The organism is Gilvimarinus polysaccharolyticus, assembly GCF_001187555.1.
Classification (GTDB): Bacteria; Pseudomonadota; Gammaproteobacteria; order Pseudomonadales; family Cellvibrionaceae; genus Gilvimarinus; species Gilvimarinus polysaccharolyticus.
In genome coordinates this window covers 1,859,433-1,879,361 of the sequence record NZ_LFIJ01000001.1, presented here as the reverse complement: position 1 = coordinate 1,879,361, position 19,929 = coordinate 1,859,433, and the positions used below count along the sequence as shown (strand labels likewise).

General features: G+C 48.1%; 23 protein-coding genes and 1 tRNA gene. 3 read left to right on the top strand and 21 right to left on the bottom strand.

Annotated features, from left to right (window positions below; translation table 11 throughout):
* Window position 1: 1 nt before the first annotated feature.
* The 14 genes from GILYN3_RS08235 to GILYN3_RS08165 form a co-directional block, all read right to left on the bottom strand.
* Window positions 2-1,222: a hypothetical protein gene (locus GILYN3_RS08235; RefSeq protein WP_049722398.1), complete on the bottom strand. Its 1,221-nt coding sequence runs from the start codon at window positions 1,220-1,222 to the stop codon at window positions 2-4.
* 7 nt (window positions 1,223-1,229) lie between these two features.
* Entirely contained in the window at window positions 1,230-2,747 is a 1,518-nt protein-coding gene (locus GILYN3_RS08230) for a hypothetical protein (protein WP_049722397.1), read from the bottom strand.
* A gap of 8 nt (window positions 2,748-2,755) precedes the next feature.
* On the bottom strand, window positions 2,756-4,009 hold the full coding sequence (pilL2, locus tag GILYN3_RS08225) for a PFGI-1 class ICE element type IV pilus protein PilL2 (protein WP_049722396.1): 1,254 nt from the start codon (window positions 4,007-4,009) through the stop codon (window positions 2,756-2,758).
* A gap of 13 nt (window positions 4,010-4,022) precedes the next feature.
* A complete protein-coding gene (locus GILYN3_RS16710; RefSeq protein WP_049722395.1) occupies window positions 4,023-4,268 on the bottom strand; it encodes a hypothetical protein in 246 nt (81 codons plus the stop codon).
* Window positions 4,269-4,300: 32 nt separating this feature from the next.
* Window positions 4,301-4,720 carry a single-stranded DNA-binding protein gene (locus GILYN3_RS08215; protein ID WP_049722394.1) on the bottom strand — a complete coding sequence of 140 codons (420 nt, stop codon included), beginning with the start codon at window positions 4,718-4,720 and terminating at the stop codon, window positions 4,301-4,303.
* A 245-nt stretch (window positions 4,721-4,965) separates the two neighbouring features.
* Window positions 4,966-5,538: a hypothetical protein gene (locus GILYN3_RS08210; RefSeq protein WP_049722393.1), complete on the bottom strand. Its 573-nt coding sequence runs from the start codon at window positions 5,536-5,538 to the stop codon at window positions 4,966-4,968.
* Between the two features lie 26 nt (window positions 5,539-5,564).
* Window positions 5,565-6,416, bottom strand: coding sequence for a PFL_4669 family integrating conjugative element protein (locus tag GILYN3_RS08205; RefSeq protein WP_049722392.1), 852 nt, complete (start codon window positions 6,414-6,416; stop codon window positions 5,565-5,567).
* Between the two features lie 37 nt (window positions 6,417-6,453).
* Entirely contained in the window at window positions 6,454-6,690 is a 237-nt protein-coding gene (locus GILYN3_RS08200; RefSeq protein ID WP_049722391.1) for a hypothetical protein, read from the bottom strand.
* A 72-nt stretch (window positions 6,691-6,762) separates the two neighbouring features.
* On the bottom strand, window positions 6,763-7,080 hold the full coding sequence (locus GILYN3_RS08195; protein WP_049722390.1) for a hypothetical protein: 318 nt from the start codon (window positions 7,078-7,080) through the stop codon (window positions 6,763-6,765).
* 437 nt (window positions 7,081-7,517) lie between these two features.
* Complete coding sequence (locus GILYN3_RS08185) at window positions 7,518-8,876, bottom strand: hypothetical protein (RefSeq protein ID WP_049722388.1); 1,359 nt, start codon at window positions 8,874-8,876, stop codon at window positions 7,518-7,520.
* Window positions 8,876-9,436: an STY4526/YPO1902 family pathogenicity island replication protein gene (locus tag GILYN3_RS08180; RefSeq protein ID WP_198147301.1), complete on the bottom strand. Its 561-nt coding sequence runs from the start codon at window positions 9,434-9,436 to the stop codon at window positions 8,876-8,878. Before GILYN3_RS08180 ends, GILYN3_RS08185 begins: the two co-directional genes overlap by 1 nt.
* A gap of 27 nt (window positions 9,437-9,463) precedes the next feature.
* Window positions 9,464-11,122 (bottom strand): ParB family protein, encoded by a 1,659-nt coding sequence (locus GILYN3_RS08175; RefSeq protein ID WP_049722386.1) that lies wholly within the window; start codon window positions 11,120-11,122, stop codon window positions 9,464-9,466.
* A 3-nt stretch (window positions 11,123-11,125) separates the two neighbouring features.
* Entirely contained in the window at window positions 11,126-11,524 is a 399-nt protein-coding gene (locus GILYN3_RS08170; RefSeq protein WP_049722385.1) for a hypothetical protein, read from the bottom strand.
* Window positions 11,521-12,390 carry a ParA family protein gene (locus GILYN3_RS08165; protein ID WP_084005214.1) on the bottom strand — a complete coding sequence of 290 codons (870 nt, stop codon included), beginning with the start codon at window positions 12,388-12,390 and terminating at the stop codon, window positions 11,521-11,523. The genes GILYN3_RS08170 and GILYN3_RS08165 overlap by 4 nt, the downstream gene beginning before the upstream one ends.
* A 40-nt stretch (window positions 12,391-12,430) precedes the next feature.
* On the opposite strand from GILYN3_RS08165, the gene GILYN3_RS08160 reads away from it, so the two are divergent.
* A tRNA-Met gene (locus GILYN3_RS08160) sits at window positions 12,431-12,512 on the top strand.
* Window positions 12,513-13,143: 631 nt separating this feature from the next.
* Window positions 13,144-13,842 (top strand): phospholipase D family protein, encoded by a 699-nt coding sequence (locus GILYN3_RS08155; protein ID WP_049722383.1) that lies wholly within the window; start codon window positions 13,144-13,146, stop codon window positions 13,840-13,842.
* On the opposite strand, the gene GILYN3_RS08150 is transcribed toward GILYN3_RS08155, so the two are convergent.
* The 5 genes from GILYN3_RS08150 to GILYN3_RS08130 all read right to left on the bottom strand — a co-directional run bounded on the left by GILYN3_RS08150 (window position 13,809) and on the right by GILYN3_RS08130 (window position 17,981).
* Window positions 13,809-14,327 (bottom strand): DUF2726 domain-containing protein, encoded by a 519-nt coding sequence (locus GILYN3_RS08150; protein ID WP_049722382.1) that lies wholly within the window; start codon window positions 14,325-14,327, stop codon window positions 13,809-13,811. The genes GILYN3_RS08155 and GILYN3_RS08150 overlap by 34 nt on opposite strands.
* Before the next feature lie 292 nt (window positions 14,328-14,619).
* Window positions 14,620-15,135 carry a hypothetical protein gene (locus GILYN3_RS08145; RefSeq protein ID WP_049722381.1) on the bottom strand — a complete coding sequence of 172 codons (516 nt, stop codon included), beginning with the start codon at window positions 15,133-15,135 and terminating at the stop codon, window positions 14,620-14,622.
* A gap of 146 nt (window positions 15,136-15,281) precedes the next feature.
* Window positions 15,282-15,827 carry a PIN domain-containing protein gene (locus tag GILYN3_RS08140; protein ID WP_049722380.1) on the bottom strand — a complete coding sequence of 182 codons (546 nt, stop codon included), beginning with the start codon at window positions 15,825-15,827 and terminating at the stop codon, window positions 15,282-15,284.
* Window positions 15,828-16,098: 271 nt separating this feature from the next.
* Window positions 16,099-17,313: an ABC transporter permease gene (locus GILYN3_RS08135; RefSeq protein WP_049722379.1), complete on the bottom strand. Its 1,215-nt coding sequence runs from the start codon at window positions 17,311-17,313 to the stop codon at window positions 16,099-16,101.
* Window positions 17,310-17,981 (bottom strand): ABC transporter ATP-binding protein, encoded by a 672-nt coding sequence (locus GILYN3_RS08130; protein ID WP_049722378.1) that lies wholly within the window; start codon window positions 17,979-17,981, stop codon window positions 17,310-17,312. Before GILYN3_RS08130 ends, GILYN3_RS08135 begins: the two co-directional genes overlap by 4 nt.
* A 66-nt stretch (window positions 17,982-18,047) precedes the next feature.
* On the opposite strand from GILYN3_RS08130, the gene GILYN3_RS08125 reads away from it, so the two are divergent.
* Entirely contained in the window at window positions 18,048-18,596 is a 549-nt protein-coding gene (locus GILYN3_RS08125; RefSeq protein WP_049722377.1) for a DUF3299 domain-containing protein, read from the top strand.
* A 231-nt stretch (window positions 18,597-18,827) separates the two neighbouring features.
* On the opposite strand, the gene GILYN3_RS16855 is transcribed toward GILYN3_RS08125, so the two are convergent.
* Complete coding sequence (locus GILYN3_RS16855; protein ID WP_232305550.1) at window positions 18,828-18,911, bottom strand: SEC-C metal-binding domain-containing protein; 84 nt, start codon at window positions 18,909-18,911, stop codon at window positions 18,828-18,830.
* Between the two features lie 80 nt (window positions 18,912-18,991).
* Window positions 18,992-19,918 carry a GTP cyclohydrolase FolE2 gene (gene folE2, locus GILYN3_RS08120; protein WP_084005210.1) on the bottom strand — a complete coding sequence of 309 codons (927 nt, stop codon included), beginning with the start codon at window positions 19,916-19,918 and terminating at the stop codon, window positions 18,992-18,994.
* Between the last annotated feature and the right edge of the window lie 11 nt (window positions 19,919-19,929).

The following is a 19,929-nucleotide window of genomic DNA, read 5'->3' as shown; positions in this document are numbered from 1 at the left end:
ATTATTTCGCACCTACCAGTTTAAGAGTTGCCTCAACGTTGTATGCCACGCCCGCTCGATCAATCTTTAACAACTCGACAAAAACGGGGAGCTCACGAGACGCGTTAGCTAATTGAAGAATTGTGTATGAGCTGGCGCCTGATTTTTTCAACAGAACACTTCTGGTTAGCCAGTGATCCCCAGGGATCGCGCTGTCATAATCAATGCTGTCAACAACACGGTTTGATACAAGGTTGTATCTCAACAGTTTCTCGGTGTCGGTTACGGGTGTAATTAAGTAAGGCCGCGTGTTGTCGTCAAACTGCAAGGTAATGTCGACGACCGCATTTTCTTTCATTAGCTGAACCGAATAATCAAGGCCTAGAGTGTCTAAACGATGTTCGATATCACTCAGGTACCCAGAGATCGATGGCGATAACTCACAGGACAGTTGACGACCTGTAACGCTACAGCTGCGCAGATTCCAGCCCGCTATAAACTGCAAGTTCTCAATGGTCTCCCACGTACTTTTAAGCACTGAGGTCGCGGATGGGGTTTCAAACAGCCCACGATAGTCACGAAAGTTATCAACGACTTGCTGTTCCGATTCAGCCTTGCCAGCCGAAAAAAAGAAAAACAGTGCTATCACTCCGATGACGGTAACGCCGGCAACGAGCGCCAACGGACCGGTAGCAGATCGAGGCCGACTGATAGCGGTTTCAAGGGTGGAAAGTGTCGCCCCGGAGAATCCTGTAAGATTGGAGATCAAAGGGCTATCGCTCACAACGTTCTTAGGATTTTCATCCAGGGCAAACTGCTGAAAGCCCTTCAAGTCTTCTGGTAAATCGCCGTGAAGGTATACCGTGTATTGAGCAAGGTCTTTATTGATGGCACTCCAGAACAATGGATCGGTTTCGTTCGGCTGGAAGTGTTTGTCTTCCAAATCATGGCCATTGAGGACGACAACGAGGTGCGAGCCATCTTCTAGCTGATCAATCCAAACGAAACGATCTTCCTGAACGTTGTGCCGAACAAGGTCTCCTAAGGAGACACCTTGCTCAGGACTGAACACCAGATGCAAATACCCTTGGTGCTCGTACATCGAGGCGTAAGGGTAATTCTTCTCATAGATCGCTTTGTAGTGCTGAACCTTACTGTCGATTTTTCCGCGTTGCTGAGCCGCTGGGATTCGCTCTCTTTGAGCGCCCACGACGTAACAGGTATTATTGATAATCACACCCATAACAACCTCAGATATCCCGGATAATTCTAGGGGTAACCAAGAGGTATATATCGGTCACACGATGTTTGGCGCCGGCAGACGTTGAAGCCCAACCCGTCTTGATCGGCGAATCCTGCTTGCTCATGTTTTCTTCGCGACGTACGGCGGCGGCCACCACCGTGGTTCCATCACTCACGATTTGCTGAATATTGAATCGGTTGCGCTTCAATCGAGGCAACTGAATGAAGTCTGTATCTGTACCAATGGTTTCTGTTGGCTGTAATTCAGAACCGCTATTGCTTAACACAACGGATACGCGATCGTTATCGAACACCTTAGTCATTGAGTAGAGCGTATAGCCACCTTGCAGTATTCCTGGAATGAGCTCTGTGGTACTTCCTACGTCGGTGGTATTCGTTGTCCTTGATGCGGCCAAGTAACCTTCGATGTCCGCCAATTCAACTTCAGCCACGCTACCGCTGCGGGTCATAACGCGCTGCTCTGTGACGAACGAAACACGACCTTGTTGCTCCAACGCTTTTACCAATACATCAATCGAACTTGACCCGGTTTGTTTGCTGCCTGAAAAAGCAATGGGCGCGTCATTGGTAAACACACCAAAAGGAGATTCACCAAAAAAGTTTAATTGGCTGCTGGCGGTGTTTTTCACTGCCGACCAATCGATACCGACTTCTGCGTTGTTCTCGGTAGTGACCTGTAAGACTTTGACTTCAAGCACCACCTGCGCAGATAGCTCATTGATGAGCGGCCCCATATACGAACGCACCGTACGCATAAGATCGGGCGTTGTTTTTACTAAAATCGTTGATGAGGATTTAGACGGAATTACAACACCGTACTCACCAACAATACTCTCAATGGTGGTTTTGGCATCCGTGAAGGGATTAAGGGCATCAGCCTGAGTGTTACTGAACTGGTCACGATCAACATCGAACGCGGAGGTATCAATGGAAGTCGATTCGCTTGATCCGCCCGTGGATCCGCTATCATCACGAGGCTTCTTTTTGCCGACCATGTAGCTGTAATCACCACCCGGAGGAATCGGTAGTGTGAACATTTCAGTTTCGTAAGCACTCCAATGGACTGAAGTGTCACTGACGTCATAGGAATAGTTTGTGAGGGACGAGATTTTATTTAAGGCATCGCGCACACTGCCTTTGTGTGAGAGGGAAATTCGGAAACTTGGATCCACATTGTAGTCCAGCTGCGCGACGATACCTGTATCGGTTAACACCAAATCCATGACTTGATCAATGGACAGTCCGGCAACCTCCACATCGTGCGCCATTGGCTGATTTACCCACTCCGGCCCCGCGGGCTCTTTAATGGGTTCGAGGTTTGGCGCGGGGCGCTGGACGTAAATAGCGGCATCGTCACTCGTGTCTGTTGCCGCCATTGATATTCTCTGTTCGGCGCTTTTAATGCCTTCCTCACTGTCATCGAAAGAGGACATCACGCCGCAAGCCGATAGCCCACAGGCTGAGATCAGTAACAGCCCGCGCTGTATGTATTGTCGGATTAACATATCTGCCCCTACTGGTTTGGATTACGTCGCACGAAATTCACGGTTTCGGTGCTTGGATTAAGTCGCGCTTGAATCGGGTACTCAGAGAGCAATTCACTGAAGGCCTGACGTGGATCTTCTCTTGATATCGCGATAGGGAAAGACGATGTAATGGGATAGTCCTGGGCCTGCCAGCCATCCTTGAAAGGCATCTGCCAGCCCAGCTCGGCCAGTAGACGCTTGGCGTTGCTTTGGACACTCCCAGGCTTCACATCGAAGACAACGGTATTGGTGGGCAGTAATGACCGATTGTCGGTAATGATCAGGGTGTTCTCATCACCGGCTGCCACAACAAAGCCCGTTAATAACTCGTTTAATTCAATGGACTGACGATGAACCCACTCCTCACTGACATCGATGTCGTCACTGATCGTGAGACGGTTGATGTCAAGCGACTTATCGCGAACGCTGTACACAACATTATCAATCGAAAATCCCGACTGAAGTTTCATGATGGCCGACACCAGACTCTCACCTTCAAGCAAGGTGATCTCAACTTCGGTTCCGCCGGCTTGAGCCGAAACGGGCTCAGCCGCTATAGAACCGCTCTCTGGCGATATTGCGCCGGCAACCTCACGTAATGGTAGGGAATGCTTTAGATTCGCGTCAGAGACCATTTCGGCACCCATTTGGCGAGTCTCGTTCTGGCTGCCAGCTTCATTTCGGCGACTTGTCGTTGCATTGGGCTCATAGTGTTCAGCCGCCAATCCTTGAGTGCTCACATACTCCGTGGGCGCGCGCATGGTGTAAGCCAAGTCATCGACTTCATCGACCAGTAAATCCAAAAGCGATCCCAAAGGAGCGGCGGCGTCATTCAAACTGAACGTTACCGTCCGAGAAAGATCCGATCCCTTCACCGTCCAGGAGGAGCCCGCGATCACTTGAAGGATCTCAATCAGCGGCAATGGTCCCAGCTCACGATGTGCGGCCGGTAGGGGCTGATTCAGCAGAATTGAATCAAGATAAATCCCCCGATGGGTTTGATCGGCATTGCGACGAACGCGATAGCCTGTCCCATCCAAGACTTCATCGACGGCTTCACCGATGGTAATAATGTTCGTGGCAAAAGCGGCCGTAACGACTGTTTGCAGTGGATTAACCGAAGTGCGTGTCGGCTCCATTAAAGCCAACGTGTATCGATCCGTTTTGATGGTCACCGGATCTTGTCCCGCCCAGCCGGTCGACACAGAAAGTGTCAGTGCTATCAGTAATACATATCTCATAATCATCGCCGGTTTAATGTAGGGGCGTTCGAAATACGCCCAGTTGCTCCAACCTGTACAACCCAACTTTTGAACCAACTTCAATGTTTAGGTAAATACATGTGTTCGTCATTTTTAATGATTTGATCACCCCGATTCGGTTAAACAACTTTTCCTCTGGGTCAATGATCGTTACATTTTTATCCAGAGATACTTGTTGCAGCCTTAATAAATCACGTTCAAATGCTTGCAGACTCCGCAAGAAGTTTTTGGTTTCCATCGCCTGCCCCCGCGATGTGGTTCATAGAGAGATCAGCCTTGAGGAAGCGCTCCGTTCTGTGAGTTTGCTGGACCAGCCTTGGGTTTGTATTGGATGGACTCAATGCCCATTGATGAAAACGAGATGGAATCCGCGCGTACTTTAAGGCGGTGAATATCTTGACCGTGTGTGCTGGGATCATTGGATGGAAATGACTCCATTCTCTGCTCGCCGAGCACGATGATTCGAGCACCCACTTTCAAAAGATCTGCCACAAGCTTAGCGCGCTTACCCCAATACTCAACGTCAACCCAAAAGCCTTGATCTTTGTCCCAATCTCCCGATGCACCGCGCGATTTCACATCAGCGCGGAAGGATATGTTTAATACGGATTTCTCTTCGCCGTTCACCGGTACCGTTTTTAGCTCAAAAGAACCTACGTTGCCTTCGTGGGCAAATATGCTCAACGCCATGGGACATCCTCTCAATATAATTTTGGAGGATTGAGGATACTTAAAATTATGAACGGGTTAGAGCTTTTAACTGAACAAGAGGTGTGCAAATTAGGAGGGGGGAAAAGAAACGGGGGCGAACCCCCGCAAATTGCGCACTCGCTTAGTCGGTCGGACTGTTGGCAAGTTGGTTCAGTATAACGCGAGTGCGATACCGAACAACTATTAAATTGTTCTTACTTTGTGCAAATAATTTTATAAACAAATCACACTTCAAAATTCTTTACGGCTGATCGCTGAAGAATTGTTTTGCTATCGACGAATGAAAACGACTGACATGAAACATCGTCTTTCCACACCTGCGCCATTACCAACGATTTAAAGATGGCCTGATACGAATCTATCTCAGCTCGTAATCTCATAGCCACCGCATCATAGGCGTACATTCGCTCAACCAACTCAGGCGATTCGGTTTTCATGTGACTGATCATGGACGCTACCTTCGCGGAATTATCGACTCGCTCGCGCACACCCGATGTCAGCCTCACAAACGAGTGAAGCGCAAACCCAAACTTCTGCCCCTTGATCATGACTCGCCACCGTAGGTCGCCTACGCGCGCCTCAGGCAGATCAAAGCGTTTAACGTGACTTCCGCCTCTCTGGGTATAACATAGGGTGATGTAATCATTCCCAGGGCCGTTAAAGCGACTCCAGTCCTTAACAACGTTTCGCGCGGTCTGGTCGGCAACATGAAGCTGCTGCACAACCTGATCGCGCCAGCGGTCAACCGAGTGACCGCCCTTATCCATTAAAAGGCCTTTTAAAGAGATGACCGCCATGTGACCGATATTCCTCTCTGTCAAATTTATGATAGTGAATCTTGTCGAGCTGCATTCTCACCCGTTCTGATGCGCGGCGCTAATTTCGCACGGTGCTCACCCGTCAAGACATCCTCAGGCATATCCGGCAGCGCCGGCTTATGTGCCCCGTACAATTTAACCGCTCGCTGGGCCACCTTGTTGTTCGCCGCCATATCATCGCGCTTGACTGAGGTGTTCACCCACAACCGGCTCGCCTCAAATACCGCTCGAATCATGGATGAGCACTTAACGATACTGGCCGCCCAATCATCCTCAAACATGAGACCCATTTTCTTAGCGGTCATAGCCGATAACACGGCACGGTCAAATTGCGTAAGCACAATGGCCGCACGATAGGCCCACGGCGAGTAAAACTGAATATCCATCGTAGCCGGATCGACGCTGTGAGTGTTCGGCATATCGATGCCTTGCAACTCGTTCTCCAGCATCCGCTCGATGTGCGTCTTCTGCGCCTTAATAAAAGCAACGGCATCCTCAAATTTTTCTTCAATTTCCAGCAGCGTCAGATCTGCATAGGGATCATCATTCTCGGACGCATGCCAAATCTCTGCGATATTCTTCGCGAAGCGCACCAGGCCGACAATCGGAAAAACGTTGTTTTCCTTGTCGCCTCGGCGCCCATAAAACAATGCGTGTGCTTGACGTGTCTCCAATGTGATCTTGCCACCGCCGGTTTCAAGCCGTCCTGGTCGCCCCTGTACTGAGGCAGGCTTCACAAGGCTATCCGCGCCATCAGGGTGCGACCGATTCAGACTCTTACGAGCCTCACGCCGTTCTTGCGCTTTTTCATCCAAATCAAAATCCAAAATAACTTCCGAGTTTGTATCAGTGTCCATGGTTGATTCCCCTACATTAAAATTATCTGTACCAGCCTCACCAACGAGACTCGCGCATTTTCTTTTGAAGTTTTCGGTCACTGATCATTTCCACAAAGTGACCTTCAATTTCTGTAATCTCAATCTGCCCCTGCTCAATACTATTGGCCAACATCATCAGCGATACCGCACCGCCTCGTATGTAGCCCTCGACATACTCACCGTCAGCGGTAGACGCCATTGACGACAAGTCTACTGCCATGTCACGCAGCGTTCTTGGGTTTAATTGCTCCATACTCATTCTCCAACCGTCTGAGCGTGCCGTGACCTAACGGTCACTTTTTCAAATTTTATTCCACGTGGAACGTTAAGAATTCCATGGCCGCTCTGGATCGGTATCCCACCGGCAGTAATCAATAAAACTATCAAAGCCGTCACCGTATTCACGATACCGGGTGTAGCGTTGCTGACTTTTGGTGGCAGATCGAACGGTACCGAACTCTAGATATTCAACTTGCCATGTGGGATGACAAGGGATAACTATCCCAGGCTTGTCTTCATCGAAATTTACACCAAGGTGGTGCCCACGATCTTCGGCAATAATCCCTAGCTTTCCATCCACCGATACCCGCCGTCCAATCTCAGCAGGCACTTTGTAAGTATCTCTCACGTATTCACAGTTCATTGCGGACTCTCAAGACATTCACCGATTACGATATTGCAACGCACGTAAACGTCAGGCCCATGCTGACCGTTTGGCATAAGTTTGTGTTGGCATTGTTGGTTGAGTTTCTGCATTCTCAGATCGCTGGTGGACAACACCAAGCGATATCGATTGCCAGGCAGGCGAGTGGCGCTTACCAAGACGGCTTGGATAAGCGGCTGATTATCTCCATGCCAAATTCCAGTGGTCAGCCCAGGGATGGGAACTTGACTGCCACTCGTGCGGGCATGCCAGACAAATTCGACTCTAGGCATTGGTAGCCTCCAGAGTGGGGTAGGGCACAACACTCTCGGGATTCATCCGGAGCATGTTCAGGGTGTGGTCGGCGACCACACTTTTCCGATGCATCGAATTCAGATTCAAACTGGGGTAACTTACCCCACTTTTCGGGAGCATCCTCACTTCGCACCCCCTTGGCCAATCAAGAAATGCGGTTCACCGTCTTCCACAGCCTCTTTGACCAGCTGCCCCCATTCATCGAGCATCATCGAATCGGCTTTGCGGCGTTCAACGAGGGCTCGAAGAAAACTGACGATGTTGTGAATGGGCTCGGTGCCAGGGAATTTGAGGTTGAAGATCATGCGACCGAAGAGCTGGTACACCACTTCGCGCCGAGCTTGATCTGGCAAACCAAGGAGCAGGCGCCCAAGGACGGGGATGTTGGGCCGGTAGATCTCCCAGAGAAACAACATCGGCTGGGTCGCCTCGCTGACCAGCCAGCCCATGTGGGCTCCGCCCAAGCAATCGGTCAAGAGTTCACTGGGCTCGGATTGCGGTAGCGGGTTGATTTGGGTGTTTTCGGAGGGCTCATCGCGTACGCGCGTAGTAATATATTTATTAATATTAATACTACTACTACAAATACTACGGGAATTAAAAAAATTATTTTTTCCAGAGCCGTGTAAAAAATTTTCTTTGCCGGACAAATTTTGATCAAAAGCCATGTTAAAATTTTTAACATGGCTCTCGGAACCCGTGTTAAAAATCTTATCATGGCTCGCTTGAATCTCCCCTGAAGGCCCTGAATCACCGTACTCAGGGAGTTCATCGTGACTATTTTCAACATTGCCGGCGTTTTGAGCCGTGTTAAAATTTTTAACACGGCTCTCGTCGTGCATGGTTTTGATGAAACGAGGTTCGCCAAAGGCCGCCTCCCTGATTCGGTCCTCTATCGACTCCAATTGCGTTGGACTTCTGGGGGTTGACTCCAAAGCCTCAACTTGACTTAACATCAAGCTTGCTAGGTTTCGGTTAGCTTTGCCCGCGCTGGCACCGCTGACTTGTGCCTCCAAAAAGTGGATATAACCCGCATCCAATGCAAGCGTGTCAGCCAAGCTTAACGGCTCATCGTGGAGCAGATAAACATCACCCACGAAGCGCTGGCGCTCATCACGCACCGTCCGGCAATAGGTCATCCAGCGGTTAATACGAAGCGTTGCTCGGGACTTGGCCACCGTAGGCGCTGAACACACCATCGCGGCACTCAGCTCCTCGCGAGAAGGCACATAGCCAGGCATTTTCGGGTTTGAAATAAAAGCTCGCAATACTTGCCATAGCAGCTTGTCAGCAGGACTCAACTGACCATCAAAGATTAAATGATTGGGGACGCTGTGATGAAAGTTACCCGTGAAGATAACGCCCATACTGCTACCGGTGCTGCCGGCGTTATTAGCACCGCCGCTGTCGGTACGCCGCTGCTGTAGCAAACTTTGCTCGGCATACGAGACTTGCTGAATGATTGGAGACAAGTCGGACATCAGATGCCCTCCATGATCGCGTTCCACAACCGGTCTATACCAATGCCGGTAGATTCAGAGAGCGTGCATAGCTTACACAGCTCTCCAATCCTAGACTCTTTCATCTGCTCCCATTGACGTAACGCATCTAGCTCTTCGGCTTCGGTAAGAGACTCAATGCGACCGCGCTCCTGGGGAGGCAGGCCCAGCGCTTGCTTGCGCTGATCGTAGTCTCGACGACTAATGCCCGTAAGCTTGGCAAGCATGGGCTGTCGGATGCCTAACCGGATTGACCGGTCGGTATCCGACTCTTCCGTATGCTCTTTCACCTGGTGGTTTAGAAAGTTGCTCAGCGCCTTGCTGTTAAACGACACATCCACCAAAGGTGCGGGAAAGTCCCTCATGCGATCCAGCGCCCGCAAGGTGATAGATCTCAGCATGTCGTAGCAGGCTTCATCCACGCCCATCTTTTTAAGAAGCGCGTAGTTTGATGTCTGTGCGGCCGTGGCCGCGGTATACAGGGCTTCGCGATTAAGCGTTGCCAGCTGTTTAGTATTTAATGGTTTATTATCTCGCCCCACAGCGATACCTCCATGCGCAAGCATTAACTATTTGGGTTCCAAAAACAGACTTGTGTAATCATCGTTAAAACGCCGCCGTAGGGCCGCAAAAATGCGATCAAAGGCCAACAAGCCGTGCTTACAGCGCACGTGCGCTGGGTCGACACCGTCAAACTCTGGCAAGGTGCGGATCATTGATGTGTGGATGTAAGCCTGCTGAAGGGTATGGTCGTCCAACAACTGATCATAGCGCTTAGGTAGTAGCGCATTGATCGTAGCGACCACCTCTGTTTGACCGTACATTTCGCAATCGTGTGCGATCCCGATAAGCGGGATCAGCAACGAGTACGTCCAGAGTCGTTGTATCGGGGTTAGCTCAGATAGAATTTGGTCAAAGCCGTCGTAAAACTCCAACGGAATATACCAACCAATACCGGGTGCACCTTCGTATTCCCCAAATGTCGGGAGTAACAGATGGCCGATATCATAGGCATCGGTCACCTCCCTGATCGCTATATAGGATTGCTCTAACAAATTATCCAGCGTTAGCTCTGGCATGGCAGCTTCTGGCTCTGCCTGTGTGCTTGTAATACCACCGACTACCACGCTGGGCGTAGCGCTAGCGGAGGATAAATCGTCCGCTGTCTCAGTGGCCACTGTTCTGGCTGGAGACTCAGCGGGCGTATGACCGTTGACACTCTGAGTTGGTTGTTCACTACTGCCAGTGCTGGGAGAGGGAGCCGGCGAGTGACCAGCCACTACCGCGCCAAGCGCCGATGGCGAGTCACCTTGCGCGATGGGGTGGTTAGGCTGCGGCGACTTCACACCGGAAGGCTTACCGCCGTTCATAATGCTAAAAATTTCGGAGCTAACAGCACTATAAGGTTCGTCTACAGCATCCGAAAATTTAATGCTCAACTGTTGAAAAAACGTATCGAAATCAAAAGAAATATCGTCGAATTCTTTCAGCGTTGTTTGCCACAACGTTTCCCACTCCTCAGAGGGTTGCTCGCCGTTTTCAATGAGTGAATCCCAATAGGCTTTGAAGGCTTTTTCATGACTTCGAAGTTTTTTGACTGTAGGCACGCCAGCCCCTGCCCAGAGAAGGTCAGGAACGTACTCAACTAATCCATCTACGGCATACAACAAGACAGAAAGATTACTGTGATCAATACTCCATCCTTTGGACTTCATGCGCTCTGAGACCTTACGCATTGAAAGCGTCTTACCTTCTTTCTCTTCAATTAAGGCAATCCAGCGCTTAGCGGCCAACGCGCGTTCAATGAGTTTCATGTCGCCGCGTAGATCGTTCTCGACCAGATGGCCAGCTAACGATTCTTCATCGTCTACCCATGGCTTAAACGTGACTTGGTGCCGAAAGAATTTTTCGTCACCGGTTTCTTTCCAAAGCTCCTGCAAGGCCTGCAGACGGGTATTACCGCCGTCTGCAATCTGATAAGGATCGTCAACACTCTTACGAGTGACGTTAAAACGATGATCAATGCCTCGTGCTTTGATTGAGTCCTTGATGTCATCGTATTTTGGATTTACCGACTGGCGCGGATTGAACTCACTAGGCACCAATTCGTCCAAAGTAACGGTGACTTCAGTCGGGATTGTAGGGTCTGTTTTAACCGTATCGACCGTACGAGATTGACGATTTAGCCGCTCCGATAGATTGACAGGTTTGTTTTTTGAACTGGCCATGAATTACCCCTCTATGGTCTCAGTGTGTTCGGTGTAACTTTCGGCGTACGCTTTTGCTCTAGCGAATGCCGCCTCCAGTCGTTGCAGCTCTTTTGGCGGGAGAAATAGCGCTAACTGGGTGTTTTCAGAGTGGCCTGGGTAGGTAAAAACAACGCGTTGTCCAATACAGCCAGCCTCAAGCAGATGGGCATCTTCAAAGACGTCGTCAGTGCTGTCCCTGAAAAGCTCATGCTCGGAATTAAGGTTATAGGCATCGTACTGGTGGCCGTTAAACCAAAGCGTGCAGGCCATGTGTAGACGATGCCGGGCATCATCATGGTTGCTCGCCACAAAATAGACATATCCAGCTGTTGAGTTTGCGTCAATTTCGCCCCAGCATTCTGCTACCGCTCTAAAAATCATGACGACACCTCCACCGCAGAGAGCACGTCGGAGGGTCGGCGTCCTGTCAGCTTGGGTTGTAGCTCGTAGGCGAGCTCTAGCATGGTTTCTTGAGCGCTCGGCGTCTTACCGCGGCGCTTTGGCTCGAAGCGATGTGCCGGCTCGGAGCGGCCTGCCGCTTTGTTGTAAGCCGCAATGTCGGGGACGATGGTGTTCAATACTCGAACCATGCCGTCGCCGACTTCGTCGAACTCTTTACGCAACCAATCCGCCATTTCACGGGCATCGTTGGTGCGCCCCATCCGGTTGATGAGTGCGTTGCAGGTGGGCAAGGGACGACCGGCAATGGTGGTTTTCATGCCGGGGGCCGGCAACAAGGAGCGCAGCATGTTTACTGTGCCTGTCACAAATTCCGTACTGTCTAAGTAATTGGGAACAACGGGGCTGATCACTTCATCGGACGCCAAAATAACGGCTTCTTGAAGTAAGCCTATGGCACCTTGGGTGTCGATGATGATGTAGTCGTATTCACTCGCTAGTTTTTGAACAGCCAAATGAAAATACAATACATGACTACTGGATTCGCGTAAGAAGGGGAGTATTGGGCCACCTTTATCGCCCTTGGAATCATCATTAACGATGATATCCAAATTGGAAAAGCCGGTGTGACTGATGCAACCTTCGGGCTCAACTGTGGTAATGAGCTGTGTCAGGCCAGCATCTGCGGGGAAAGGAATGTTAAAATATTTGCTCAGGTTTTGAGCGGGATCTGTATCAATTAAAAGCACACGCTGTCGCAAATCTGCGAACATCGCTGCCAAATTAACACTTATAGAAGTTTTTCCGACTCCACCTTTGGTAGAAACTAGGGAATAGATCTTAGCCATTTTACTCTCCAACCGTTGTTTAAATATCACACAACGATAGAGCAGAGCTCACCAGCTACCATTTTTTGGGTACAGCATTCATAATGCTGGGGTCGGCGGTTCAAGTCCGCCCCTAGCTACCATATAAAAAAACAAAACCCTCGCAGGCTTGCCTGCGAGGGTTTTGTTTTTTTATATGGTGCTATGCGGTAAGACGCAGAACCGCCCCAGTTCACTCATTGCGACCCAGCAACGAGCGAAGCCCGAAGGGTTGTAAAACGCTTTAGTGTTTTACAATTCACCCTCCCTGATCTCACGCTCCATCCTCTGCTGTTTATCCGGCCTTTTTTAATTACCCCGTTGATCTTTATTCGCCATAGCCAATAAGCCACAATCGGGTTTATATTCAGTATTATTACCAATCGTCAGCCTGGCTGATTTTTGATCAAGTATTGACCGCTAAGGTTTTTATACATAAATAACGCTATTCCTATAGGCAAGGTACAACACGGTAAAAATGTGTGGGCTTTAGCTGGGCGCAACCTACCTTGGGCGCATGGGCTATACCATGCTTGGGGATCTGCTAAAGTAAGGCTGTTGTGGTAAACAGAGATAAAGCAATAAAAGGTTAAGTAATTTAACGAAAAATCCGGTTAATGCGGCCAATAAATAAAGATGTAATAATTAAATTATTGTGATCGTGATGGAGCATCACAGGAATATATTTGGGTAAATGTACAGGTAATAAACGGAAGAAGGATCTGGAGCAATAAAATGGCAAAGTTTTTAAACACAAGCGGAACAAATTATTTTTTAGAAGAGCTAATTAAAGATGCAAGAGACAGGGTTATATTGATTAGCCCGTTTCTAAAGCTTAACGATCGAATTAAAGAGCTAATTACCGATAAAAATAGATTAAAAATTGACGTGAGAATCGTCTACGGTAAAAGCGAGCTTCAACCAGAAGAGATAAACTGGCTTAATGAGTTAACCTACGTCAGAACAAGCTTCTGCAAAAACCTTCACGCCAAGTGCTATTTAAATGAAGACGTTTGCATTATTACCAGCCTGAACCTCTATGAGTTTAGCCAAGTGAATAATAATGAAATGGGCGTTTTGCTTAGTAAAGAAGACGACTCGGATACATTCAAAGAAGCTTACGAAGAAGCCCAGCGAATTATAAGAGTTAGCGAAGAGGTGAGGGTAAGCCTTAAGCGAATCCCTAAGTCTGATGAGGTTGAACCAGAAAACGCTGATGAGTCGAAGGTAGAAAAGCTAACAACGTCGAAGCTTGCCAAAAAGCTTGGTAAAACAACCGACGAGCTTTTAGGTATATTCTGCGATAAAGGCTTTTTAGAAGAAAAAGACGGAAAACACTATATTACCGATAAGGGTAAATCGGTAGGTGGACAATTTATGCCGAAAGGTCGGTTTGGCCCTTATTTCTTGTGGCCAGCCGAAATGGAAGTCTGATCGGCTGGAGGCGAGATAGCATTGTTTATGCTATCTCGAACAGCCTGAACTTGATAAGACGCTTTGGCAGGGAATCGAATCAGCTTCAAATCAGCGCTAGCACAAGCCTTTTCTAAAAATGAATCCCTCGCCTTTGTGCGCTTACTATTATGGCTTTTATCGTCTAGTTCAATAACGGCGACTATAGATAAGTCTGATTTTCTACACAAAACATAATCAAAATGTTTGGCAGAGATTTTATTAAAAAGAATCTGCCAGTTTCTTCTGGTCATTCCCTTTTGCGGGGTCAGAACATCGGCGATTCGAACTTTACCAAAAATTCGATAATTATCGCTAATGGCTTGATCTAATACCCCGAGGAATGATCGCTCGGCCTTGGTGAATAAGGTTGTAAGCTTCCTATAGCTAATTTTAGATTTAACGGTGATGCCACCAATTAAGGCGAGAATCACTATCGCAGAAACTATTAATGTTAAATATGTCATGGGAGTATAAGTCGAGTGTTTAATTTAATTAGGTTTTAACGAAGGCGTAAAAAATCTAAGGGTATATGTAAGATGCATGACTGACCTAGATGTTATTTAATGTCGATACTCTTTGTTTTTAATCGGTCGTGTGAATATATTACGTTAGTTTGAAGCTGCAATTACGTAACCAATCCCCCCGGCAATGACGAGCTTAAAAACTTCAAATGTGAAGATTATTATTTTTCCTACTAAATCCTCTCGGTTTCTAATGTCTATAGTTCGCAGGTATAATAATCTTAGGCGGGGTAGGCTAAGTCCTTTCGTAGAGCAATAGCCAAAAACACTTGTTGATCGCAAATAAATAAAAAAGTCTTTTAAATGCTTGGTAAGTAATTTTTTTTGTCAATTGTTCGGGGCGTAGGTTGTTCTTTAAAATTATATTTTTCCCGTTGCTGTTCAGTCTGTCGCTGGTGTAGGGTGTAATTAAAATTAACACGGTTCCTACCGCGGTAAAACTTACTACTAAACTTGCCCCTTTTTCAATGTCAGATGAAGGGCTTTTTCGATTCGGTTCATCAATAAAGTCAGTTATGCCAGTATATTGTTTGGGGGCAGTAAGCTGAAGAGTCCCTTCATTTTCGGTGTTGGAACTCTCAAAAATAGAAAATGAAAGGTGCCCAGCCTCATTGCAGGATAATATGGCCTGTTCAAAAAATGACTTAACTCTTGGTTTGAATACCAAATTCCAGTTTAACCTACTAAACCTAAGGCTATCCTTACTAACTTTAAATTGAAGTGCTTCGCGCGAAAAAAGATTAGATCTCATAGTTAATGTGTCTCGGAACAGTTATATCTTTGTATCGATGAACCACTATGTTTGGCTGCATCTGCAGATGATTGACTTTTTGACATGTCAGAGATGGTCTTTTATTAAGGGTACAAGTGTGCACTCTAGATGAAATGTTGAAGTAGTCACTTTTTATACTCAACACCGTCAGCGTTGAGGCTAATTAAATTGGCAGAAACCAATTGGTTAAGCTGATTTTGAATCGCCACTTCATTACCCTTAATTCTAAGGTGGGAAGCGATATGGTTGCGAAGACTTATCACTTTCTGCGGTCGCTTATCTTTAGGCCGAACCATGAGGCTATCGATGAGCTTTTGCGTATCAAGAGAGGTGTTAGCGATTTTTACCTGTTTACAGGCTCTACCGCTGGTTTTGATATGGCCAATTAGGGGAGAAAAGCCACCGTCATTACTAATAACGTCAAATGCAACGCCAGCAGGGGCTTCGCTATCAAACTTGCCAAGGTAGTAGGCGAGGTGAAAATCTAAATTATTGGCTTGAACTGCCTTGAGCTGAATGACGACCAAATTAATGGGGCGGTCGTATTTGGTATCGGTAAAGTCGAGTTTGGGTTGCTTGGCACCTAGAAAGACAATCACGCGCGCATAACTGGAGAGGTCTACCTTCCCTAAACTTCCGATATTCTCATAATCCACAAAAGCCCACTTCATTGTTAGCTCCCTGTTCCTTTTTCTCGATTCTGCCACTAGTGGCGCATAAAAACTACCATCCAGTTACTATATTTGATGCTACCAAGTGTTTTTTGAGGCAGGTTGTAAGGCGTTCATCATGCAGAGGTTGCCGGCTGGCTCACAAAATATTTCTGTTCGCTCATTGTACTCAAGCGATGAGCCAAGCCCTAAACGGTGTAAATATTTTTTACTCAACGCTCTCTTTACTCCGCGTCGAGACGTGACACAGATTTATAAATACTGCCTAGAGTCAGTTTCGCAGCCGCCATGCTCCAACGCCAGCAAGCAGCAACCCACTTATCAGGGGCAGTGTTAGTATGGCCCCGCCCAGCCAGAGCCAATTAATGTCCAGCGGCCAATACAGCCCCCAGTGATTTTGTGCTATGCCCAGTAGGGTTCGTTCTAGCATTACCGTTAGAGCAACCCCTGCTAACATACCAAGCGTGACTAAGGTTGCTGTTTCTACCGCTAAAAGAGTACAAATAAATCGTTTTTTAGCACCTAGAGTTTGCAGTAGTTGAAACTCATCCATGCGTTTATCCAAAAGAGTTAATAACGTGCTGCCTACGCCTATGATGGCTATCAGTGCTGCCAGCGAGCCTAGTCCGAGTAACGCCGCTTCTATCCAATCGAGCATAGACCACAACTGAGTGATGGCGACCCCGGGCAGTATGGCTTGGGCGAGTTCATCTTCGCTTTGGTTGATGGATCGCTGTACCTGAAAAGTACGTACTTTATTGCTCAAGGTTAAATAGAACGCGGCTAAGCTGTCGGGTTTTAACGCGGGGTTCTCACCAATGTTGGGCTGTGCGGCTAGGGTGGCCAGTGTGGCCGGGGGCCAATGTATGGCTTCGATGCCGTCCAGGCTAACTTGCAGCGTTTTGTCGATAGGGGTGCCGGTAGCCGCAAGGATGCCGGTCACGGTAAAGGTGCGCGCTTTGTGCTGTTGGAAACTGTGATGGCCCAAACCGTGACTGAGGATAAGCTCATCACCCAGGTGGTAATCCAGTTTGCGCGCCACTTCAAAACCCAGTGTTACTTCAAAAACATGTTTAAAGGCATGGCCTTGGGCAAACGCTTTATGCCCAGTGGTCGCTTGTATATGTTCAAACATATTGGCATCGGTGCCAATGACCCGAAAGCCTTTATGACTGTCGCCCAGCATCAGTGGAACCGCGCGGGCAATATTGGGGTTCTGTTGCCAGCGAGTGAAGGTAGCCATACTGAGCTCGCGGCTGGGGGCACCTACTTGAAAAGCAGAAAATAACAGTAGATTAATATCGCCGGTGGGTGCGCCAACAATTAAATCAATGCCCTGTACACTGCGGCCAAAGGCCGATTGGGTGCCACGGTAAAGGGTGTCTACGCTCAGTAGGGCAATAGCGCTTAAGGCGACCATGCTGATGCAGACAAGCGCGCTAAAGCGACGACTGATTAGGCTTTTTATGGCAAGGCGTAACATCATAATGGTTGGCTTAACTCGTGCAGGCTTATGTGTTGATCGAAAGCGCTACCAAGACCTTGATCGTGGCTGGCCAGTATTAACGTGCAACCTCGCTCGCGCACTAATTCAAACAGTAGGGCTAAAAAGTCCTGACTATTATCGTTATCTAATGCCGAGGTGGGCTCGTCGGCAAGAATTAGCCGAGGGTTGTTAATAAGCGCCCGTGCAATGGCCACTCGCTGTCGCTGTCCAACACTGAGTTCGCAGGCTTTTTTATGCAGCAGTTGTTGCGGTAAGTTGAGCCGGCTCATAAGTTCACGAGCTTTGTCGGCAAGGCGCGGCTCGCGGTTTTTAGCAAAGTGTGTGGCCAGCAGAATATTGTCTAGGCAACTTAGGTAGTCCAGTAAATTAAGATTTTGGAAAATAATACCCAGCTGGCGTGCCCGCCACTGAGCGGTTTGGGCACTGCGGCGCAGGTGCAGTGGCTCTTGTAATACGGTTAGTTCGCCGCTACTGACCGGTAAAAGTCCGGCCAGTACGTTTAATAGCGTAGATTTTCCGGTCCCAGAGGGGGCCTGCATAAAGATGGTTTGTCCTGCGGCTATATGCCAGCTGGGCAAGCGCCAACGCGGTCCATGTTTATGGCCGTATTCGATATCGCTAATGTTTAGTGCGGGTTCGTTCAGCATACTTTGGGTCGCTTGTGGTGAATTAGTTATGTTATAACGTGTGTTTTACGACTAGCAAGGTGTTACATGAAAACAGTGTCAATGTGTGCGCTATTACTAATGAGTTTGTTTAGCGCGGTAGGTTGGGCGAAAGACTATCAGGGGATCGAATGGCCAGATTTGATGCCTCCCGAGGATCTGGAGGCACTGCTCAATCGCCCCGAGTGGATAGATGAGGTGCCCGAAGGCGGTGTCGCCGATGAGATGCCTCCTGCAGGGGAGGGCCTGCCTCAAGATGACCCTTACAGCCGCGCATTACGTTCGGCGACAACCGTGCCTGAATTTGATGGTAAAGCGATACGTATGCCGGGCTTTGTGGTGCCGTTACGGTTTGACGATGAGCAACGTATTACCGAGTTTTTGTTGGTGCCTTTTTTTGGTGCTTGTATTCACCTGCCTCCACCACCGCCCAATCAGGTTATTTACGCAACGTTTGAAGAGGGCATTATTCTCGATGCGTTATACTATCCTTACTGGGTGTCGGGTACGTTAAGTGTCGAGCTGATCGAAACAGATGTATCTCAGGCCGCCTATCAAATGGTCGTCGATAAAATGGAGCTGTATGAAGAGGACTAAGCTTGCTGCTGGATGCTTGCGGGAGCGGCGTAGATATTATTCATAAATAAAGCTTTGTGCCAGAGGGGCGAGGTTTGGATTATTTTACCCGCCCAATGGCCATTAGAAAATTTCAGTGTAAGCTTTTATCGTAGAATCACAGCTGATCGATATTTAATTCGCCAAGTCGAAGCGTTAAACAAGCGACCATACTCGCTTTACTCATAACCGTAGTAATTTTTTAGCGTTAACCTACAGACCACAACACTTTTTAAATTTCTTGCCGTTACCGCAAGGGCAGGGATCATTGCGCCCCACTTTTGGGGTTTTACGCATTGCCGGCTCTGTAGGTGCGCAACAACTTGAGCTGGCGCAGCACGAGTCTGTCATTTCATCGCTGGTGTTTTGTGGTGTGTTCATAGTGTAGCGGTGACCTCATTAATATTGTGAAATTTGGAATCTATAACCACGGCGTTATGGGCATGCAGGCTTTCTTGATGTTCCACTTTAAACCAATAGTCTTCTATCCAGTTGGAATGTTCTAACAACGTTTTGATTTTGCGTGCGGCATCTTCGCAGAACATTAAGTTCTCGGCGTTTAAACGGGCAAATTCTTGTTCATCGCGGCGTTTTACCATAGTTTGTACTGGTGTCCCCAAGGCATCTTCAAACTGTAAAAGTAACGATGTTAAAGATGGCCATGCATTATCGCCGAGTGATAAATCAAGATAAACGTAAGAGCGTTGGCTGTGGGGAGTGGCGATACTGGTTTTCTTAGCCCAGTCGAGTAATGTCTGTTTGCTGATATTGACGGTATCAAATTGTGTATCGATGGCGTCGGCCAGTAGCTGCCGAGCCAGTGCGGCGGAACAAGGGCAGGTGCTGGAGTAAGGCACAGTGACTTTAAGGCGATAGTCATATTTACCGTTAACGATTTGTCCGCCGATCTCGATCTGGTAAGACTGAAAGCCGGTTTCGTTACTTAAAAGCGAATCCTTAGTCATCAAATAATCAAAGCACACATCGAATTTTGCGTTTTGGCTAATTCCTGTTTGTGATGTGACCATATTCTGCAATAGAGAATCGAGACCAGCTTTATCACAAGATTTACTCGACAGTTGATTGAGAAGCGCATACAAACGAGACATGTGAATGCCTTTCTCGGCTGGGTCATCCAGGCTAACATACACATTAGCCTTGGCCGCAATGGTTTGTTGTTGGCTTGTGCCGCTATCCAGAGTAAGTGGTACAGCTATACCCTCCATACCCACCCATTGCAAGCAGCCGCTGGCTGCTTTGGTACGGGATTTGGCGATATCTGGCAATGCTGTTGCGATATTCATTATGAATGAAC